The organism is Winogradskyella aquimaris, from assembly GCF_042676105.1.
In the GTDB taxonomy this organism is placed as follows: Bacteria; Bacteroidota; Bacteroidia; order Flavobacteriales; family Flavobacteriaceae; genus Winogradskyella; species Winogradskyella aquimaris.
In genome coordinates this window covers 73763-91612 of record NZ_JBHTJQ010000011.1, presented here as the reverse complement: position 1 = coordinate 91612, position 17850 = coordinate 73763, and the positions used below count along the sequence as shown (strand labels likewise).

The following is a 17850-nucleotide window of genomic DNA, read 5'->3' as shown; positions in this document are numbered from 1 at the left end:
AATAGTATCACAAATAATGTACCAAAACTTACTTTAGTTTGTAGTGATTCATGAGCAAGCTTTCATAGACTTTGTCTGGTAATATACGTTTTAAAACAATTGAAAATTTTTGCATAAAAGCACCAACTTTGTAATGAATTTTTGGTGACTTTGTATTTATAATGTTAATAATCGCCTCGGCCATTTCTCTAGGATCGTTACCATCATCAACATGATCATCCATCATCTTCAAAGAACGACCATACTTTTCTTTATAGGGTGAGCTGTCCAAAATAGGAGCATGGTATCGACCAGCTGCGATGTTTGTAGCAAAATCGCCTGGTGCAACATTGGTCATTTCAATATTAAAATCCTTGAGTTCCATTCTAAAGGCTTCTGTGATAAGTTCTAAAGCACCTTTACTAGCACTGTAAACACCTCTAAAAGGTAAACCCATGTAACCTGCAATTGAGGTAATATTAATTATGAGGCCAGAATTTTGTTTTCTCATGGTTGGTAACACCGCCTTAATAACATTGATAGGCCCAAAAAAATTGGTTTCAAAATTTCGTTTTATTTCAATATCTGGAATTTCTTCAATAGGACCTGTAATACCTGCACCAGCATTATTGATTAATACATCTATAGTTGATTCTTGACTTAATACCTCTGCAATACAAGTTGAAATAGTTTCTTGCTTTGTAACATCTAAAGCTATAATAGGAAATTTGCTCTGAGGGTAATTTTTAGGATTCCTACTGGTCCCATAAACTTTAAATCCTTTTTCTTGCAGAAATTCACCTATCGATTTTCCTATTCCCGAAGATCCTCCGGTGATTAAAACAACTTTAGACATTTTATTAAATTAGAAATTGGAAGATAAAAGTACGAAGTTTTAAATATTCAAGACTTCATTTTAGCGCATAAAAAAAGGCAAGCTACCTACATCACACCGCTACGACCGCGTACCTTTGCTACGTTCCCGTCCTGGAGGATTAAGCAGGAGCTGGTTGTGTAGGACTTGCCCGGCTGCAAAGATACAACCTTTTAATACTTTGGCAATGATTTTTAAACTGAATTTTATTTAATACCTTGCCCTAAAATTCTTAGATAGTTATGCATCTTTCCAAGTACCTCATAGTGTTTTGTTTAAGCCTCGTATTCATTAATTGTAGTGAGGTTAATCCTTCAAAACAAACTGGTTTGACCATAGAACTAAATACAAAATCCTTATTGTTAGGAGATACACTAAATCTTACCATAAAGAACCCTAAAGGTCTTAACATTACCAATATTAACTATCAATTAGATGGTAAACCCATTTCCAAGAATCACGTGCTAGAGGGTATCTCACTGGGCGAAAAATCTCTAGTAGCTGCAGTTACTTTCGATGATAAAACCGAAACCCTGAGCAAAACCATCACCATTTACAATAATATTATCCCTTCAATTTACAATTATGAAATTGTAAACACCTATCCGCATGATATCACATCCTACACACAAGGTTTGGAGTTTTACAATGGAGACTTATATGAAAGTACTGGACAGTACAATGAGTCTAAATTGAGAAAGGTTAATTTTGAAACTGGAGACGTTTTGAAAAATTTTGAATTGGATGATAACTTTTTTGGTGAAGGGCTCACAATTCTAAATGACAAATTATATCAGTTAACCTGGAGAGCAAAACGAGGTTTTATTTATGATGTCAACACCTTCGAAAAGCTTAAAACCTTCAACTACGGAAAAAGCAAGGAAGGCTGGGGAATCTGTAATGATGGAGAAACACTTTATAAATCTGATGGTACTGAAAAAATCTGGTTATTAAATCCCGAAAACCTCATAGAAAAGGGTCATATTGAAGTGTACACCGAAAAAGGGAAAATCCCAAGCTTAAATGAACTAGAATGGATAGACGGTAAAATATTCGCCAATATTTATCAAAAAAATGGAGTGGTTATCATAAATCCAAAAACAGGAGGTGTAGAAGGCGTTATCAACTTTACACCATTAATAAAATTAGTAACACAGCACAACGAATTAGATGTGTTAAACGGTATTGCATACCATCCTGAACGCAAAACTATTTTTGTAACAGGAAAAAATTGGGATAAACTTTTTGAAGTAAAAATTAAAAAGCAATAATTAACCTTGCAAATTTTTGAACAAACCATCACGGTCTCCAAAAATGACCTAGACCAATTAAATCATGTTAACAATGTGCGTTACGTACAGTGGGTGCAAGATATTGCAGAAGCACACTGGCTAAAAAATGCACCCAAAACCATTTTAGACCATTACTTTTGGGTGATGTTGAGCCATCATATTGAATATAAGGGTGAAGCAGTGTTTGGAGATGAATTGACCATAAAAACCTATGTTTCCAAATCCGAAGGTCTTTTCTCTATTCGTCATGTAGAAATTACAAACAAAACCAAAGCTAAGCTGATTGTAACCTCGGAAACCAAATGGTGTTTTATGAATACAGCAACTAAAAAGCCCAACCGAATCCCACTAGAAGTTGCCCAGTTATTTGATTAGTCATCAATTCAAAAATTTCTCGTTAAAGTTTTTTTAATCTTAGGTACATTTAAGTTGATATGGTTTTTCTTTAAAGCATCAATCAACCCTTATGCGCTTATTATTCATCTTTATTCTTTTCTCCACAGGCCATTACAACTTATCAGCGCAAACCTTATCAGGAAAAGTTTATGATACGAAAACTGTAGTTAAGGATATGAAGGTCCTCAACAAAACCCAAAACCGGCTCACGGTTACAAACGACAATGGAGACTTTAGCATTGAAGCCAAAATAAATGATACAATTTCTTTTCAATCTATTTTTTACCATCCATTAGAAGTGGTTTTAAAACCAACCCATTTTGAAGGTCTTAATGTCTTCGAAGTCCAAGAGATTATAAGTGAGCTCGATGAAGTAGAACTGCAATCAGAACCCGAACAGCCTGTTTTTGAAGAAGAAACCTATAACCAAGATCTTCATAATCTCATAAAGGAAGATATTAAAAGAAACCCGGAATTATACCAATCCCCAAATGCGCAATATGGTATCGATTTTTTTTACTTAATTGGTCAGGTTGTTAAACTATTTAAGCGCAAAAAACCAAAAGAACCTCTTTATGAGCCTCTCACCTACAAAGAGATAGATTCACTATTTGCGTATGACCCATTTTTCAACCAACAATTGATCACCGAAAACCTAAAAATACCGAAAGATAAAGTTAAACTCTTCTTTGACTTTTGTTCTGCTAAAGGCATAAGTTCCGAATTACTAAAGGAGGAAAACAAAATGATGCTATTAGAAGAGTTAGTGGTTAACAGTGAACTTTTCCTTATTCTCCTTGAAGAATATGGTGAAGAAAAGATATCAAAAGACTAAATTAACTGAGAGAATTCCTATAATTCATAATAAATCATAACTTCAAAAGTTATATTTTTAAGCCAAATTATATTTTTCTCACATGAAGCGATTTTTATCCTTCCTCATTTGTTTGATTGTTTTATTATTTTGGAGTTCTTGCCGCAAAGACTTCGAATTTTCGCCAAGTACAGGCAACTTGGAATTTCAGCGCGATACAATTTACTTAGATACGGTCTTTACAAACATAGGTTCAAGTACCTACAACTTAAAGGTGTACAACAGAAGTGATGACGATATCGTCATTCCAACGATTCAACTAGAAAACGGAGTAAATTCATTTTATAGGTTGAATGTAGACGGTACCACAGGTTTAGCAGGCGCACAAGAAGGAAAGTTTTTTGAAAATGTAGAGCTCTTGGCCAATGACAGCTTATTTATTTTTATAGAGACCACTATAGATATTTCTACACTTTCTACTCTTGAAAATCAATTTTTATACACCGACAGAATACTATTCGATTCCGGTAACAATCAACAAGACGTCGATTTAGTGACGCTAGTTAAAGATGCCGTATTTATTTATGCCAACAGGGATGAAGATACAGGGATCATAGAAACGTTAACCTTTGATGTTGATGGAGATGGTACACCAGATGAAACCACATTACAAGGACGCTTTTTAGAAAACGATGAGCTTAACTTTACCAACGAAAAACCATATGTTATTTATGGATATGCAGGTATTGGCAACGGACAAACCTTAACCATGGAAGCAGGTGCTCGTGTTCATTTTCATGCAAATTCTGGTATCATTGTGACCGAAGGAGGAACTTTAAACATTAACGGAGAACTTAGCACAGACCAAGACGTTTTAGAAAACGAAGTCATTCTTGAAGGTGATCGCTTAGAACCTTTGTTTAGTGATGTACCAGGGCAATGGGGAACCATTTGGTTGTTTAATGGTAGTGAAAATAACACTATTAATTATGCCACTATTAAAAATGCCACCATCGCAGTCTTAGCCGAAGGTAACCAAGAGGCACCAAACGATAAATTGACTATTACCAATTCCCAGATTTATAATTCCAGTGCTTTTGGTCTATTGGGAAGAGCCACTTCTATTACTGGTGAAAATGTAGTGATTAACAACTCAGGCCAATCGTCTTTTGCTGGAACCTTAGGAGGACAGTACAATTTTACGCATTGTACTATAGCAAATTACTGGAACAGTAGTTTCAGACAGTTTCCTGCATTACTACTGAATGATTTCGTTGTAGATGAAAACAACACTGTTTTTACTAATACGACTGAAGCGGAGTTTACCAATTGCATTATTTACGGTAATGATAACCCAGAGTTATTATTAGAAAATGAAGGGAATGACTTCACTTTTAAATTTACCAATTGTCTTATCCGTTTTGATAATGATAATCTTGAGGGAACAGGGAATTACAACTTCAATGATATAACCTTCTATGAAGATATTGTACGTAATGTCGATCCGGATTTTGAAAATCCATTTGAAAACTTAATGCGTATAGGTGAAGACTCTGGCGCAAACAGCTTGGCGCTACCTTTGATGCCTTCAGGTACTGATTTGCTTAATAATCCAAGAAATTCGACCCAACCAGATGCTGGTGCTTATGAAAGTGTTGTTTTTGAGGAAGACTAAAGAACATGAATTATAAAAAAGCCTTTCAATAAACTTGAAAGGCTTTTTTAATATTGTCATGCTAAACTTGTTTCAGCACCTTTTTTAAGCATTAAATAAAGGTCTTCCACCCATTAATTTATTTACCTTTTCAGCAACACCTTCTAAAACGGTTTCATTTTCGTAGTTAGTAATCACCTCATCAATTAAATCCACAACATAAGCCATATCAGATTCCTTTAAGCCTCTTGTTGTAATCGCAGGTGTTCCAACTCTAATACCAGATGTTACAAAAGGAGATTCTGTATCAAAAGGCACCATGTTTTTATTCACCGTAATATCTGCTTTAACTAAAGCATTTTCAGCATCTTTACCTGTGATATTTTTATTTCTTAGGTCTATTAGCATCATATGATTATCGGTTCCTCCAGAAATTAAATGATAATCCTTAGCTACAAATGCTTGTGCCATGGCATCAGCATTCTTTTTAACTTGTAGCATGTAATGCAAAAACTCGTCCGTTAACGCTTCACCAAAAGCAATCGCTTTAGCAGCTATAATGTGCTCTAAAGGTCCACCTTGGTTTCCAGGAAAAACACCAGAATCTAACAATCCTGACATTTTTCGTAGCTTTCCGTTTTTCAGGGTAATCCCAAATGGGTTATCAATATTTTCACCCATCATGATCATACCACCTCTTGGACCTCTTAAAGTTTTATGCGTCGTTGTTGTTACCACATGGCAATGCGGCATGGGATCGTTTAAAATACCTTTAGCAATTAAACCAGAAGGATGTGAAATATCCGCTAATAAAACAGCTCCAACGTTATCGGCCACCTCTCTAAACTTTGCAAAATCTATATCGCGAGAGTAAGCAGATGCTCCAGCAATAATTAATTTTGGGCGTTCCTTTTCAGCCACATCCGATAACATATCATAATCTATATAACCAGTATCTTTCTTTACACCGTAAAAGGTAGGTCGATATAATTTCCCTGAAAAATTAACAGGCGAACCATGTGTTAAATGACCTCCGTGAGATAAATCAAAACCTAAAATGGTATCACCAGGATTTAGACATGCATGAAAAACGGCAGTATTTGCTTGACTTCCTGAGTGTGGTTGCACATTAGCATAAGCCGCACCAAATAACGTTTTAGCTCTATCTATGGCAATCTGCTCAACTTCGTCCACAACTTCGCAACCACCATAATAGCGCTTTCCAGGATAGCCCTCTGCATATTTATTGGTTAAAACTGAGCCTGCTGCTTCCATAACCTGGTCACTTACAAAATTTTCTGAGGCAATAAGTTCAATTCCCTCAGTTTGGCGTTCCTTCTCAGCTTGTATCAATTCAAAAATCTGTTCGTCGCGTTGCATAAATAAAGTCTTTGTTAAAACAGAACAAAAATAAGGAATACATTAGTTTTAATATCAAAAATTATGTAGGTTTGAATAGAAAATAATGAACATTTAATCAACAAAATATATTATGCCAATTTCAGCCAACGACCCCAATAGAACATCGTGGTTATATGTAAATAAATATTCGGACTTTCCTATTCAGAATATCCCATTTGGTGTGTTTTTAACCAGAGAAGATATTATAACCATAGGGACACGTATTGGAGACACCGCAATCGACCTTGGCGCATTACACCAACTAGGTTATTTTGATGGTATTCCATTAACCGATGATATTTTTCTTCAAGATTCCTTGAACGATTTTATTGCAGATGGTAGGAAAACCTGGCGTGCTGTGCGTAATCGTGTTGCTGAAATTTTTGATTCTAATAATAACGAGCTTAAAAACAACACCAAGCACAAAGAGATTATTTGTTTCCGACTCGATGAAATTGAAATGCAAATGCCTGTGCATGTTGGTGATTACACAGATTTTTATTCCAGTAAAGAACATGCGACCAATGTAGGTTCTATGTTTAGAGACCCGGACAATGCCTTAATGCCAAATTGGCTGCATATTCCAGTGGGTTACCACGGTCGTAGTTCGTCTATCGTTACAACTCATATTCCCATCCACAGACCGCAAGGACAAACCATGCCTGAAGGTGCAGACAAACCGGTTTTTGGCCCAAGTAAGTTAGTTGATTTTGAATTAGAAATGGCATTCATCACAACAGATGCCAATGATCTTGGTGAACCCATTCCTGTTGAGGAGGCGGAAGAATACATCTTCGGATTAGTTGTGTTTAACGACTGGTCTGCCCGAGATATTCAAAAATGGGAATATGTGCCATTAGGCCCTTTCTTAGGAAAGAATTTTGCATCGTCAATGTCACCTTGGATTGTTACACTTGATGCTTTAGAGCCATTTAGAGTAGCGAGCCCTAAGCAAAATCCAGAGCCTCTACCCTACCTGAAAACTAAAGGCAAGCACAGTTTTGACATTCATTTAGAAGCGGGTATTATTCCAAAGGGAGGAAAAGAAACTACCGTTTGTAAAACCAATTTTAAATACATGTACTGGAACATTGCTCAGCAATTGGCACATCACACGGTTAACGGTTGTCCAGTAAATGCTGGTGATATGATGGGTAGCGGTACCATTTCTGGCCCTACGCCAGATTCTTATGGTTCTATGTTAGAGTTAACTTGGAAAGGTACTAAACCCATAAAACTAAAGGATGGTACTGAACGTAAGTTCATTAATGATTATGATACCGTTGTTATGCGAGGTTACTGTGAAAATGATGATGTCCGTATTGGTTTTGGGCAGGTAAAAACACAGTTACTACCTGTTTTTAATCCTAAGAAGAAAAAATAAAATTTAATCACATACACTAAACGTAAAGCGCTAATAATTAGCGCTTTATTTTTTTGGCATAAAGATTGGTTTACAATAATTATAACCAATAAAATACAAGATTATGAAGCGATTATTACTTATTACAGTTCTTGTTTCGGTACTCGTATCTTGTAGTGCCAAAAAACAAATTGAAACGGCCATAAGCCATGGCAACTATGACCATGCCATTTCAGAAGCGCTTAGAAAATTAGAAAACAATAAAGATAAAAAGCGTAAGCAAACGTATGTGATAATGCTTAAAGAGGCTTACGATAAAGTTTTGGCAGAAGACCTGGCACAAATTGCACATTTTAAAAAAGATGGTAATCCAGAATTATACAAAAGCATATATGAAAGTTATAGCGATTTAGAGGCGAGACAAAATGCGATAAAGCGCATTATGCCACTTAAGATAGATGGAAAAACCATAAACTTCACCTTTCAAGATTATAGTGATGAATTAGTAGATTATAGATACAAAACTTCTGACTATTTAATAGACAAGGGTCTGGATTTATTGGATACTGAAGATAAATTGAATGCCAGAGCAGCCTATAGTCTATTTGATTACGTGAATAAGATTAACCCAAATTTTGAAGACGTAAGCGCTTTAATGCAAGAGGCCCATGCTAAGGGTATGGATTACGTACATGTATATATATTGAATGAAACACATCAAATTATACCACAGCGATTAGAGGCTGAACTTTTAGACTTTAATACCTATGGACTTAATCAGTTCTGGACAACATATCATGCTGTCGCAGACAATGCTACAGATTATGATTTTGCTATGCAACTGCAATTAAAGCGTATCATTATTTCGCCAGAACGTGTTAATGAAAGACAGTTACTTAGAGAAAGACAAATTGTTGATGGTTGGGAGTATCTCTTGGACGACAACGGTAATGTGGCCAAGGATAGCTTAGGTAATGATATCAAAGTAGATAAGCTGGTAAATGTGAGAGCACGTTTTTTCGAAGTTTTACAGACCAAGTCTGCCCAGGTTATTGCCGATGTGGTATACAAGGATGCAAGACAAAACCAAGTAATTGATACTTTTACCATCGATAGTGGTTTTACCTTTGAAAATGTCTTCGGACACTTTAGAGGAGACCGAAGAGCCTTAAACCGAGACGATATAGCCTTAATAAGACAACGGCAAGTGCGTTTCCCTACGGATGAACAAATGGTCTATGACTCTGGTGAAGATCTAAAACAGAAATTAAAAGCTATTATCAATTCGTATCGTTTGAATAGTTAGAAAAGAAAACCTCTCAAAATTTGAGAGGTTTTTTAATTGGACTTATCGATTAAAATTATAAGCCTTTTAATGTTTTTACTTCAACTATTCCTCAATTTCGTAATATCGCACGTAGTCAATTTTGTAATACTGCGGAAAAATATCGTCATTTATACCTTCTTTACCTCCCCAGAATCCGCCAACTGCAAGATTGAGTAATAAATACTGTGGCTGATCAAAAGGCCAAGTATTGACATCCCCTTTTTTATCATTATAAAATGTAAAATATTTTATGTCATCAAGAAAAAAATCAATTTTTTCACGAGTCCAATCAATAGCATAAACGTGGTATTTGACGCTAAGTGAATCAACAACTACAAAGTTTCCTTTGTTTGTGCCCAAATTATGATTGAATGATTTGGTATGTACATTTCCATGAACTTTATCTGGGTCATAACCTACATTCTCCATGATATCTATTTCACCACACAAAGGCCAACCGGCTTTATCTATATTGGTACCCAAGGTCCAAATAGCTGGCCATATACCTCTACCTGTAGGAAGTTTTGCCCTTATCTCTATTCTCCCATAAAGAAATTCCTTATTGTTTTTTGTAGTAATGCTGGCAGATGAATATTTGTAATTTTTATTCTTTTCTTTTCTAGCTTCAATTATTAAGGAGCCATCTTCTACACGACAGTTATTGGAATTATTTTGAGTATAAAATTGCTTTTCATTGTTACGGACAAAACCTTCTTCAAAACTCCAAATATTTTCATTGAGTTCTGGTTCATTAAATTCCTCGGACCATACTAGCTTATAGGATTTGGGTTTGTTTTGCATCATTAGTAAGGTTGTTATAAAAAAGAATATTATGGATAAAACGGTTTTCATATTATTTAAAAATATCTAAGGGTATTTAAATTCCTAGAAATAAAAAGTCAATACAAAATTATATGCTGACTTTAGACATATTGATTTAAATCCATGTCATTAATGGCACCATGGCTGGCGTGTGCTACCGCTACTCCATTTCGTATCACCAATAATTGTGGTGATTGGTGCATCACCTGAAACTTATAACCAACTTCGTTAGAAACGTCTCGGTAGCGCAACAAATCGAGATAATAGAGATCTGCATTCGTATCTACATCGTACTGTGCTTTAAACTGGTTTATTACCATGCTACTGATACCACAGCGTATAGAGTGCTTAAAAATAAGCTGTGTTTTGGTTTTGGATTGTTCCATGATTGCATCCAATTGTTCCATACTGTTTAGAGCAATCCACGGTAATATTTTTTCTTCTTTTGGTTCTGAAGAACCTCCAAATATGTTTTTAAAAATTCCCATATTATAATACATCAATACAGACAAAAAGTCATCTTAAACCCAACAAAATCAGTCATTTTGTCGTTTTTATAGGACGTGATTTAATTGGTAGGATTATTGCCTAAAGATAGATAAACACAACAACATAAAAGATTAAAAAATAAAAAGATGAACTTTAATAATTATACCATAAAATCGCAAGAAGCGATACAGCAGGCACAACAGCTTGCTCAAGGCTATGGCAATCAACAAATTGAGAATGAACACATTTTTAAAGCCCTTTTTGAGGTGGACGAAAATGTATTGCCGTTTATTCTTAAAAAGTTGAATGTTAACGTCGCATTACTACAACAAATATTAGATAAAGAACTACAAAGTTTTCCTAAAGTTTCTGGTGGCAATCTGATGCTTTCGCGCGAAGCCAATAAAGCTTTAAACGAAGCCTCTATCATTGCCAAGAAAATGAATGATGACTTTGTTTCTATTGAACACTTAATCCTGGCTATATTTAAATCGGGCAGTAAAATTGCTCAGATTTTAAAGGATCAAGGTGTTACTGAAAAAGGACTCAACGCTGCTATAGAGGAACTTCGCAAAGGAGACCGTGTAACGTCTCAAAGTCAGGAAGAAACCTACAACGCATTGAACAAGTATGCCAAAAACCTCAACCAATTGGCGCGCGATGGGAAACTAGACCCAGTTATTGGTCGTGATGAAGAAATTCGTAGAATCCTACAGATTCTTTCACGTCGTACCAAAAACAATCCGATTTTGGTAGGTGAACCTGGTACGGGTAAAACAGCCATTGCAGAAGGTTTAGCACACAGAATCATTGATGGTGATGTTCCTGAAAATCTAAAAAACAAACAAATCTTTGCGCTGGATATGGGTGCCCTAATTGCTGGTGCTAAATACAAAGGTGAGTTCGAGGAGCGCTTAAAAGCAGTCATCAAGGAAGTTACTACAAGCGAAGGCGATATTGTATTATTTATTGACGAAATCCACACGCTTGTTGGTGCAGGTGGTGGCCAAGGTGCAATGGATGCTGCCAATATTTTAAAACCTGCTTTAGCACGTGGTGAGCTAAGAGCTATTGGTGCAACCACTTTAGATGAGTACCAAAAGTATTTTGAACAAGACAAAGCCTTAGAACGTCGTTTCCAAAAGGTAACAGTCAATGAGCCTGATACCGAAAGTGCTATTTCTATCCTTCGAGGTATTAAGGAAAAATACGAAGCACACCACAAAGTACGTATTAAAGATGAAGCCATTATTGGTGCGGTTGAATTGTCTAACCGTTACATTACCAATCGTTTCTTACCGGATAAGGCAATTGACCTAATGGACGAAGCTGCTTCGAAATTGCGTATGGAAATCAACTCTAAACCAGAGGAATTGGATGTTTTGGATCGTAAAATTATGCAGTTAGAAATTGAGCACGAAGCACTTAAGCGCGAAAAAGATGAAACCAAATTAAAAGCTTTAAAAGCAGAATTGGCTAATCTTAAGGAAGAGCGAAATGAGCTTAATGCCAAATGGAAATCTGAAAAAGAAACAGTTGAAAACGTTCAGAATATAAAACAGGAAATTGAAAACTATAAATTGGAAGCTGAGCGCGCCGAGCGTGAAGGAGACTATGGTAAGGTTGCCGAAATCCGCTATGGTAAAATAAAAGAAGCTAATGAACAACTTGAAAAGTATCAAAAACAATTAGCAGAACAGCAAGACAATGCCCTGATTAAAGAGGAAGTTACTTATGAAGATATTGCCGATGTTGTTGCCAAGTGGACCGGTATTCCTGTAACCAAGATGATTCAAAGTGAGCGTGAGAAATTATTGAAACTAGAGGACGAATTACACAAACGTGTGGTTGGCCAAGAGGAAGCTATTGAAGCTGTAAGTGATGCGGTACGTCGTTCTAGAGCAGGTTTACAAAACCCGCAAAAACCTATAGGAACCTTCTTATTCCTAGGTACAACAGGTGTTGGTAAGACCGAATTGGCAAAAGCCTTGGCAGAGTATCTGTTTGATGATGAAAATGCCATGACGCGTATTGATATGAGTGAATATCAAGAACGCCATGCCGTGAGTAGATTGGTCGGTGCACCTCCAGGGTACGTAGGTTACGACGAAGGCGGACAATTAACCGAAGCTGTTAGACGTAAACCTTATTCAGTCGTATTGTTAGATGAGATTGAAAAAGCACATCCAGATACCTTCAATATTTTATTGCAAGTATTGGATGAAGGTCGTTTAACCGATAACAAAGGTCGTGTGGCAGACTTCAAGAATACGATTATCATAATGACTTCTAATATGGGAAGCCATATTATTCAAGAACGTTTTGAAGCTACTAAGGATGTTGCGTCAGCCATGGAAGCTGCCAAAGTTGATGTTTTAGCGTTATTGAAACAAAGTATAAGACCAGAGTTCTTAAACCGTATTGATGATACTATAATGTTTACACCATTAACAAAGGAAAATATTATAGATATTGTAGATCTTCAGTTAAAGGGTGTTACAAAAATGATTGCCAAACAAGGTATAACCTTTGATGCCACACCAGAGGCAAAAGCCTATTTAGCCGAAAAAGGTTACAATCCAGAATATGGCGCAAGACCTGTAAAGCGAGTCATACAAAAAGAAGTTTTAAATCAATTAAGTAAAGAAATTCTTGCCGGTAAAGTGACTACAGATAGTATAATTCTACTCGATGAGTTTGATGGGCAGTTAGTCTTTAGAAATCAAGGTGACTTAGTAGTAGAAGAGTTATAAACAGACTGTAACAATATGGCATGTAAATAGTCTTTATAATGATTGGTTGGTTAAAGCAGCACGGATTACAAGCCGAATCGCTATCGGTAGTTTGATGTGTTGCTTTCCTTTTTTGTAACAATTAACATCTTATGGCTACAAACAGATAAACTATAAATCGCTTTAGAATGAAAAGAATTTTATCACTAATTATCTTAATTTCAATATCTGTTTTCTCGGTGACTGCCCAAGAACTGGAAGATTCAACCTTGTGGAAAATAGAAGGTAATGGTTTAGAAAAACCTTCTTACCTATTTGGAACCATTCATATCACCTGTGACGCCACACTAGAGGATGATGTAAAAAAAGCTTTGAATGAAACCACTCAAATTGTAATGGAGCTTGATATGGACGACCCAAACATGCAAAGTAAAATGATGCAAGGCATGTATCTTAAGGATGGTAAAACCCTCAAAGACTTTGTGACTGAAGAGGAATACAAATCGATTGACTCCCTTTTTATAAATAATATGGGCATGTCCGTAAAACTATTAGAAAACGTAAAACCCTTCTTTCTTAGCTCTATGTTTTATCCTAAAATGATAGATTGCCCAATGCAATCCTTTGAATTAGAGCTAACCAAAATAGCATCAGAGGAAAACGAAGAAATCCTTGGTCTAGAAACAATTGAAGAACAAATAAATATTTTTGACGATATACCACTAGAAGATCAATACAAGGATTTGGTCCGTATGGCCAAAGGCAACTTAGAAAAAGATAAAGCCATCTTTTCTAAAATGCTAAAAATTTATAAAGATGAAGACATTAATGCGCTAATCGATATTATGAATGATGATACTTATAGTACAATGTCAAAACACCAAGATATACTTTTAGAGCAGCGCAATAAAAATTGGATTTCTAAAATTGATGAATATGTCAAAGAACAACCAACATTCTTTGGTGTTGGTGCGGGACATCTGCCAGGAGAAAATGGGGTTATTCAACTTCTAAGAAATATAGGTTATACAGTTACGGCTGTAATAGATTAAAAAAAATAGCCTTTTGAAAAAGGCTATTTTTTATTTCCGAAAAGATATTTTTAAAATTTAATGCCAATTACTGGACTTATTACTACAGGATTAATGTCTGCTTATACTATAATTGACCAGCCATAACAGAAATTACACCTATATTTATTGATCAAAGTTGGCTAAAAACTTTACCTAATATTCAACGCATTCTTTTTTAACTATTTAGAGTTTAAGGATGAACTTTTCGATGAAATGCACAATTAATTTTTATTCAAATAATGCATTTTAACGGATTTATTACTAATTTTGTCGAGCTATTTAATTCCAACAGTACTTAAGAAACTATTAAGCTTGTCTAGTAATCCCTCAATATTTAACGGGAATTGCTATAGTGTCATTATTGCAAAAACTTACTATAAAAAATGGAATTAAACAGATATATAGACCATACACTCCTAAGCCCAAGCGCCACAGAAGCTGACATTCTTAATCTTTGTGAAGAAGCTTTAAAATATAATTTTTATTCTGTTTGTGTGAACAGTTGTTATGTCCCTATTGCCAAACAAGCATTGGGTAGATCTGATGTGAAGGTATGCACTGTAGTTGGCTTTCCACTTGGTGCAATGTCTACAGAAGCTAAGATATTTGAAGCTAAAAAAGCCATAGAACAAGGTGCTTCAGAAATTGATATGGTCATGAATATTGGTCGCCTTAAAAGTAAAAACTATGTTGCTGTACTTAAAGATATCACTGACGTGAAACGTGCCATTGGTCTTACTCCTTTAAAGGTTATTTTAGAAATAAGTGAACTTTCAAAAAATGAAATCGTGAAAGCTTGTGAAATTTGTATCGACGCTAAAGCCGATTTTGTAAAAACATCCACTGGCTTTTCTAAAAGCGGAGCAACGCTTACAGCCGTAAAGATAATGAAGAAAACCGTAAAGGACCAGTTAAAGATAAAAGCGTCTGGTGGTATAAGGGATGCCGAAACTGCTCTAAAATATATCGAAGTAGGCGTCCATAGAATTGGAGCATCATCTGGTGTGGCCATGATGACCAATCAAATATCAAATGCATCTTACTAATTTAAATGCTTTGATTAACTTTGTGGCATGAGTGTACACATTGATGCCAAAAAAGGCGATATAGCAGAAACAATTTTATTACCTGGAGATCCACTAAGAGCAAAATGGATTGCCGAAACATTTTTTGAAAACCCAGTTTGCTTTAACGAAGTTAGAGGTATGTATGGATATACCGGAACTTACAAGGGAAAAAAGGTATCCACAATGGGTTCAGGCATGGGGATTCCAAGTATTTCAATCTATGCCAATGAACTCATCAAAGACTTTGGTGTAAAAAACTTAATCAGGGTTGGTAGTGCAGGTTCATATCAAAAACACGTTAAAATCAGGGATGTCGTTTTAGCCATGGCCGCCTCATCAACTTCAGGAGTGAATGAACTGCGCTTTGGAGGCGCAGATTATGCACCTACTGCAGATTTTGGTCTATTCCTAAAAGCTGTCAAATCCGCTGAAGCTAAGAATATTCCTATCCATGCTGGTAATGTTTTATCCTCGGATGAATTTTATGAAGACAATATAGAATCCTACAAAAAATGGTCTAAATTTGGTGTGCTTTGCGTAGAAATGGAAGCTGCAGGTCTTTATACAGTTGCAGCAAAACACAATGTAAATGCACTTGCTATTTTGACTATTTCTGATTCTTTGGTTACCGGTGAAAAGACCACCAGTAAAGAACGTGAGACTACCTTTAGACAGATGATTGAAATTGCTTTAGAATTGGCTTAAGCTATTTTAACTTACCTTTATTAATAAAATCATTTTCTAGCCTATTTAAGAGGTTTAACTAATCAACTTTCAAAAAAATGAAATATTTATTTATTACCTTATTATTATTGATATCAATTAACGCAGTAGCTCAAGAAAGCTCTGATAAAGACCAAATTGAAATTACCTTGAATAATTATATCGATGCCTTCTATAAGGGTGATACGGTTAAGTTAAAAGCTGCAATAAAACCTCGACTCAATAAATTTGGTTATTGGAAAAATAAAGAAACAAGCAAATATGATTATTATGACTTCATGAGCTATGATAAAGCCATGCGCTTTGTACAAAACATGAAAGATGAAGGCAGAACCCGTGATGAAAACAAGATTAGAGAAGTTGAGGTCTTAGATATTGGCAATCATATTGCTTCTGCAAAAGTAACAGCCGTATGGGGAATTGACTATGTTTTACTCTCAAAAGATGATGGTAAATGGATGATTGAACAAGTGATTTGGGAAGGGCCTTTTCAGAAAGATTATAAACGTGATACGGTAGTAACAACCTACTATTTAATAAGGCATGCGGAAAAAGATCAATCCAATAAAGCAGATAAAAATCCTCATCTTACTAAGGAAGGTTTAAAAAGAGCCGAGAACTGGTCTAACGTTTTGGGCGATGTAGAATTCGACATGGTATACTCTACCAATTACCACAGAACAATTGAAACTGCCGAGCCAACAGCTAAATCCAATAATTTAGATATCACCTTTTACGACCCTAGAAGTATGAATCTTCAAGAGTTTTTGAAAGAAACAGAAGGGAAAACGGTTTTAATAGTTGGCCATAGCAATACCACACCTATGCTTGCCAATAGTTTGCTGGGTAGTAAAAAATATAATCAAATTGATGAAAGTAATAATGCCAACCTTTATATTGTTACCATAAATGAGGACACCAAAACCTCTATACTTTTAAAAATTGATTGAAAATCACCACTATTTAACCCATAATTTTTGCATTTTACCTATTTACCGTAAATAGTATCAATACACAGATAAAAGAATTCATTTCTAAAAATAAATAACTAGTTTTGAGAACATTAATTTGATCGGGTTGAGATAACTACTTATGAAAACAGTAATGATTTTAGGTGGCACTAAAGGTGTTGGAAAAGAAATACTTAAGGCCAGTTTAGAAAAAGGATATAACGTTGCCTTTTGTGGTAGGGATGCTGAAGTGGCCTCAAAAATTATTGAGTCTTCGGGCAAGAAAGACAAACTATATTTTCATAAAATTGATCTTAATTCTATTGACGGTATTGAGGATTATTATAAAGAAACCATAACACGATTCAAAAAAATTGATGCACTTATTCTATATGCTGGTATTACGCCAGTTGCTTCTTTAATTGATACCGATGAAGATACTTACGATAAGGTCTTCAATGTCAATCTTAAAGCACCATATTTCCTAATCAAGCATGTACTTAAATCCATGGTAGAACAAAAAGGTGGTTCTATTTTATTCTTTGGTTCTGCACATATGGATTATGGTCAGGAAGACCGTACCGCCTATGCCCTAACCAAAGGAACATTATATACACTTTCTACTCATATTGCACACCATTATGCAAAATATGGTATTAGATCCAATTACTTAGTCATGGGTTGGACCAGCACAGAGGGAGAGCTTAAATTGCGTGAGCAAGAAGGTATTAGTGAAGCACAATTGAAAAGTGATGCCAGTACTATAATACCAATGGGCAGAATGCTTACACCTTATGATCCACTACCAGCGGTGATGTATTTTATCTCGGATGATTCTGCAATGACAACAGGATCAATTATGAGAATAACTGGAGGCGAATTTATTTAAGTAGT

General features: G+C 35.5%; 16 protein-coding genes and 1 other RNA gene. 12 read left to right on the top strand and 5 right to left on the bottom strand.

The window, feature by feature from the left end; genetic code table 11:
• Positions 1-28: 28 nt before the first annotated feature.
• Together ACFQ1K_RS09710 and ffs are read right to left on the bottom strand one after the other, a co-directional pair.
• Positions 29-835 (bottom strand): SDR family oxidoreductase, encoded by an 807-nt coding sequence (locus tag ACFQ1K_RS09710; RefSeq protein WP_320555972.1) that lies wholly within the window; start codon positions 833-835, stop codon positions 29-31.
• 72 nt (positions 836-907) lie between these two features.
• An RNA gene (ffs, locus tag ACFQ1K_RS09705) (signal recognition particle sRNA small type) lies at positions 908-1006 on the bottom strand.
• A gap of 176 nt (positions 1007-1182) precedes the next feature.
• Between ffs and ACFQ1K_RS09700 the strand changes: the two genes are divergently transcribed.
• The 4 genes from ACFQ1K_RS09700 (at position 1183) to ACFQ1K_RS09685 (ending at position 5030) form a co-directional block, all read left to right on the top strand.
• A complete protein-coding gene (locus ACFQ1K_RS09700; protein WP_386134136.1) occupies positions 1183-2124 on the top strand; it encodes a glutaminyl-peptide cyclotransferase in 942 nt (313 codons plus the stop codon).
• Between the two features lie 6 nt (positions 2125-2130).
• Entirely contained in the window at positions 2131-2520 is a 390-nt protein-coding gene (locus ACFQ1K_RS09695; protein ID WP_320555974.1) for an acyl-CoA thioesterase, read from the top strand.
• Between the two features lie 91 nt (positions 2521-2611).
• The gene (locus tag ACFQ1K_RS09690) at positions 2612-3376 is read left to right on the top strand and encodes a hypothetical protein (RefSeq protein ID WP_320555975.1); all 765 of its coding nucleotides are present in this window, start codon (positions 2612-2614) and stop codon (positions 3374-3376) included.
• A gap of 82 nt (positions 3377-3458) precedes the next feature.
• On the top strand, positions 3459-5030 hold the full coding sequence (locus ACFQ1K_RS09685) for a hypothetical protein (RefSeq protein WP_320555976.1): 1572 nt from the start codon (positions 3459-3461) through the stop codon (positions 5028-5030).
• A gap of 84 nt (positions 5031-5114) precedes the next feature.
• Here the strand turns inward: ACFQ1K_RS09685 and ACFQ1K_RS09680 are convergent, their stop codons facing one another.
• On the bottom strand, positions 5115-6389 hold the full coding sequence (locus ACFQ1K_RS09680; protein ID WP_320555977.1) for a serine hydroxymethyltransferase: 1275 nt from the start codon (positions 6387-6389) through the stop codon (positions 5115-5117).
• A gap of 112 nt (positions 6390-6501) precedes the next feature.
• Here ACFQ1K_RS09680 and fahA point away from each other — a divergent pair, with 112 nt between their 5' ends.
• Together fahA and ACFQ1K_RS09670 are read left to right on the top strand one after the other, a co-directional pair.
• Positions 6502-7794, top strand: coding sequence for a fumarylacetoacetase (fahA, locus tag ACFQ1K_RS09675; protein WP_320555978.1), 1293 nt, complete (start codon positions 6502-6504; stop codon positions 7792-7794).
• 103 nt (positions 7795-7897) lie between these two features.
• Positions 7898-9079, top strand: coding sequence for a hypothetical protein (locus ACFQ1K_RS09670; RefSeq protein ID WP_320555979.1), 1182 nt, complete (start codon positions 7898-7900; stop codon positions 9077-9079).
• Between the two features lie 84 nt (positions 9080-9163).
• On the opposite strand, the gene ACFQ1K_RS09665 is transcribed toward ACFQ1K_RS09670, so the two are convergent.
• Together ACFQ1K_RS09665 and ytxJ are read right to left on the bottom strand one after the other, a co-directional pair.
• Entirely contained in the window at positions 9164-9952 is a 789-nt protein-coding gene (locus ACFQ1K_RS09665) for a glycoside hydrolase family 16 protein (protein ID WP_320555980.1), read from the bottom strand.
• 71 nt (positions 9953-10023) lie between these two features.
• Positions 10024-10410, bottom strand: a complete 387-nt coding sequence (gene ytxJ / locus ACFQ1K_RS09660; RefSeq protein WP_320555981.1) for a bacillithiol system redox-active protein YtxJ — start codon at positions 10408-10410, stop codon at positions 10024-10026.
• A 147-nt stretch (positions 10411-10557) separates the two neighbouring features.
• Between ytxJ and clpB the strand changes: the two genes are divergently transcribed.
• From clpB to ACFQ1K_RS09630, 6 genes are all read left to right on the top strand, one after another.
• The gene (clpB, locus tag ACFQ1K_RS09655; RefSeq protein ID WP_320555982.1) at positions 10558-13164 is read left to right on the top strand and encodes an ATP-dependent chaperone ClpB; all 2607 of its coding nucleotides are present in this window, start codon (positions 10558-10560) and stop codon (positions 13162-13164) included.
• 167 nt (positions 13165-13331) lie between these two features.
• A complete protein-coding gene (locus ACFQ1K_RS09650; RefSeq protein WP_320555983.1) occupies positions 13332-14195 on the top strand; it encodes a TraB/GumN family protein in 864 nt (287 codons plus the stop codon).
• A gap of 404 nt (positions 14196-14599) precedes the next feature.
• Positions 14600-15262, top strand: a complete 663-nt coding sequence (gene deoC / locus ACFQ1K_RS09645) for a deoxyribose-phosphate aldolase (RefSeq protein ID WP_320555984.1) — start codon at positions 14600-14602, stop codon at positions 15260-15262.
• Positions 15263-15289: 27 nt separating this feature from the next.
• Positions 15290-15988, top strand: coding sequence for a purine-nucleoside phosphorylase (deoD, locus tag ACFQ1K_RS09640; protein ID WP_320555985.1), 699 nt, complete (start codon positions 15290-15292; stop codon positions 15986-15988).
• A 77-nt stretch (positions 15989-16065) separates the two neighbouring features.
• Positions 16066-16956 (top strand): histidine phosphatase family protein, encoded by an 891-nt coding sequence (locus ACFQ1K_RS09635; RefSeq protein WP_320555986.1) that lies wholly within the window; start codon positions 16066-16068, stop codon positions 16954-16956.
• A 142-nt stretch (positions 16957-17098) separates the two neighbouring features.
• A complete protein-coding gene (locus ACFQ1K_RS09630; protein ID WP_320555987.1) occupies positions 17099-17845 on the top strand; it encodes an SDR family NAD(P)-dependent oxidoreductase in 747 nt (248 codons plus the stop codon).
• The last annotated feature ends 5 nt before the right edge of the window (positions 17846-17850 follow it).

What these genes read in the sequence shown, in the direction of transcription:
- ACFQ1K_RS09710 (WP_320555972.1), bottom strand. Translation starts at nt 835, where the DNA reads ATGTCTAAAGTTGTTTTAATCACCGGAGGATCTTCGGGAATAGGAAAA.
- ACFQ1K_RS09690 (WP_320555975.1), top strand. Translation starts at nt 2,612, where the DNA reads ATGCGCTTATTATTCATCTTTATTCTTTTCTCCACAGGCCATTACAAC.
- ACFQ1K_RS09685 (WP_320555976.1), top strand. Translation starts at nt 3,459, where the DNA reads ATGAAGCGATTTTTATCCTTCCTCATTTGTTTGATTGTTTTATTATTT.
- ACFQ1K_RS09680 (WP_320555977.1), bottom strand. Translation starts at nt 6,389, where the DNA reads ATGCAACGCGACGAACAGATTTTTGAATTGATACAAGCTGAGAAGGAA.
- fahA (WP_320555978.1), top strand. Translation starts at nt 6,502, where the DNA reads ATGCCAATTTCAGCCAACGACCCCAATAGAACATCGTGGTTATATGTA.
- ACFQ1K_RS09670 (WP_320555979.1), top strand. Translation starts at nt 7,898, where the DNA reads ATGAAGCGATTATTACTTATTACAGTTCTTGTTTCGGTACTCGTATCT.
- ACFQ1K_RS09665 (WP_320555980.1), bottom strand. Translation starts at nt 9,952, where the DNA reads ATGAAAACCGTTTTATCCATAATATTCTTTTTTATAACAACCTTACTA.
- ytxJ (WP_320555981.1), bottom strand. Translation starts at nt 10,410, where the DNA reads ATGGGAATTTTTAAAAACATATTTGGAGGTTCTTCAGAACCAAAAGAA.
- clpB (WP_320555982.1), top strand. Translation starts at nt 10,558, where the DNA reads ATGAACTTTAATAATTATACCATAAAATCGCAAGAAGCGATACAGCAG.
- ACFQ1K_RS09650 (WP_320555983.1), top strand. Translation starts at nt 13,332, where the DNA reads ATGAAAAGAATTTTATCACTAATTATCTTAATTTCAATATCTGTTTTC.
- deoC (WP_320555984.1), top strand. Translation starts at nt 14,600, where the DNA reads ATGGAATTAAACAGATATATAGACCATACACTCCTAAGCCCAAGCGCC.
- deoD (WP_320555985.1), top strand. Translation starts at nt 15,290, where the DNA reads ATGAGTGTACACATTGATGCCAAAAAAGGCGATATAGCAGAAACAATT.
- ACFQ1K_RS09635 (WP_320555986.1), top strand. Translation starts at nt 16,066, where the DNA reads ATGAAATATTTATTTATTACCTTATTATTATTGATATCAATTAACGCA.
- ACFQ1K_RS09630 (WP_320555987.1), top strand. Translation starts at nt 17,099, where the DNA reads ATGAAAACAGTAATGATTTTAGGTGGCACTAAAGGTGTTGGAAAAGAA.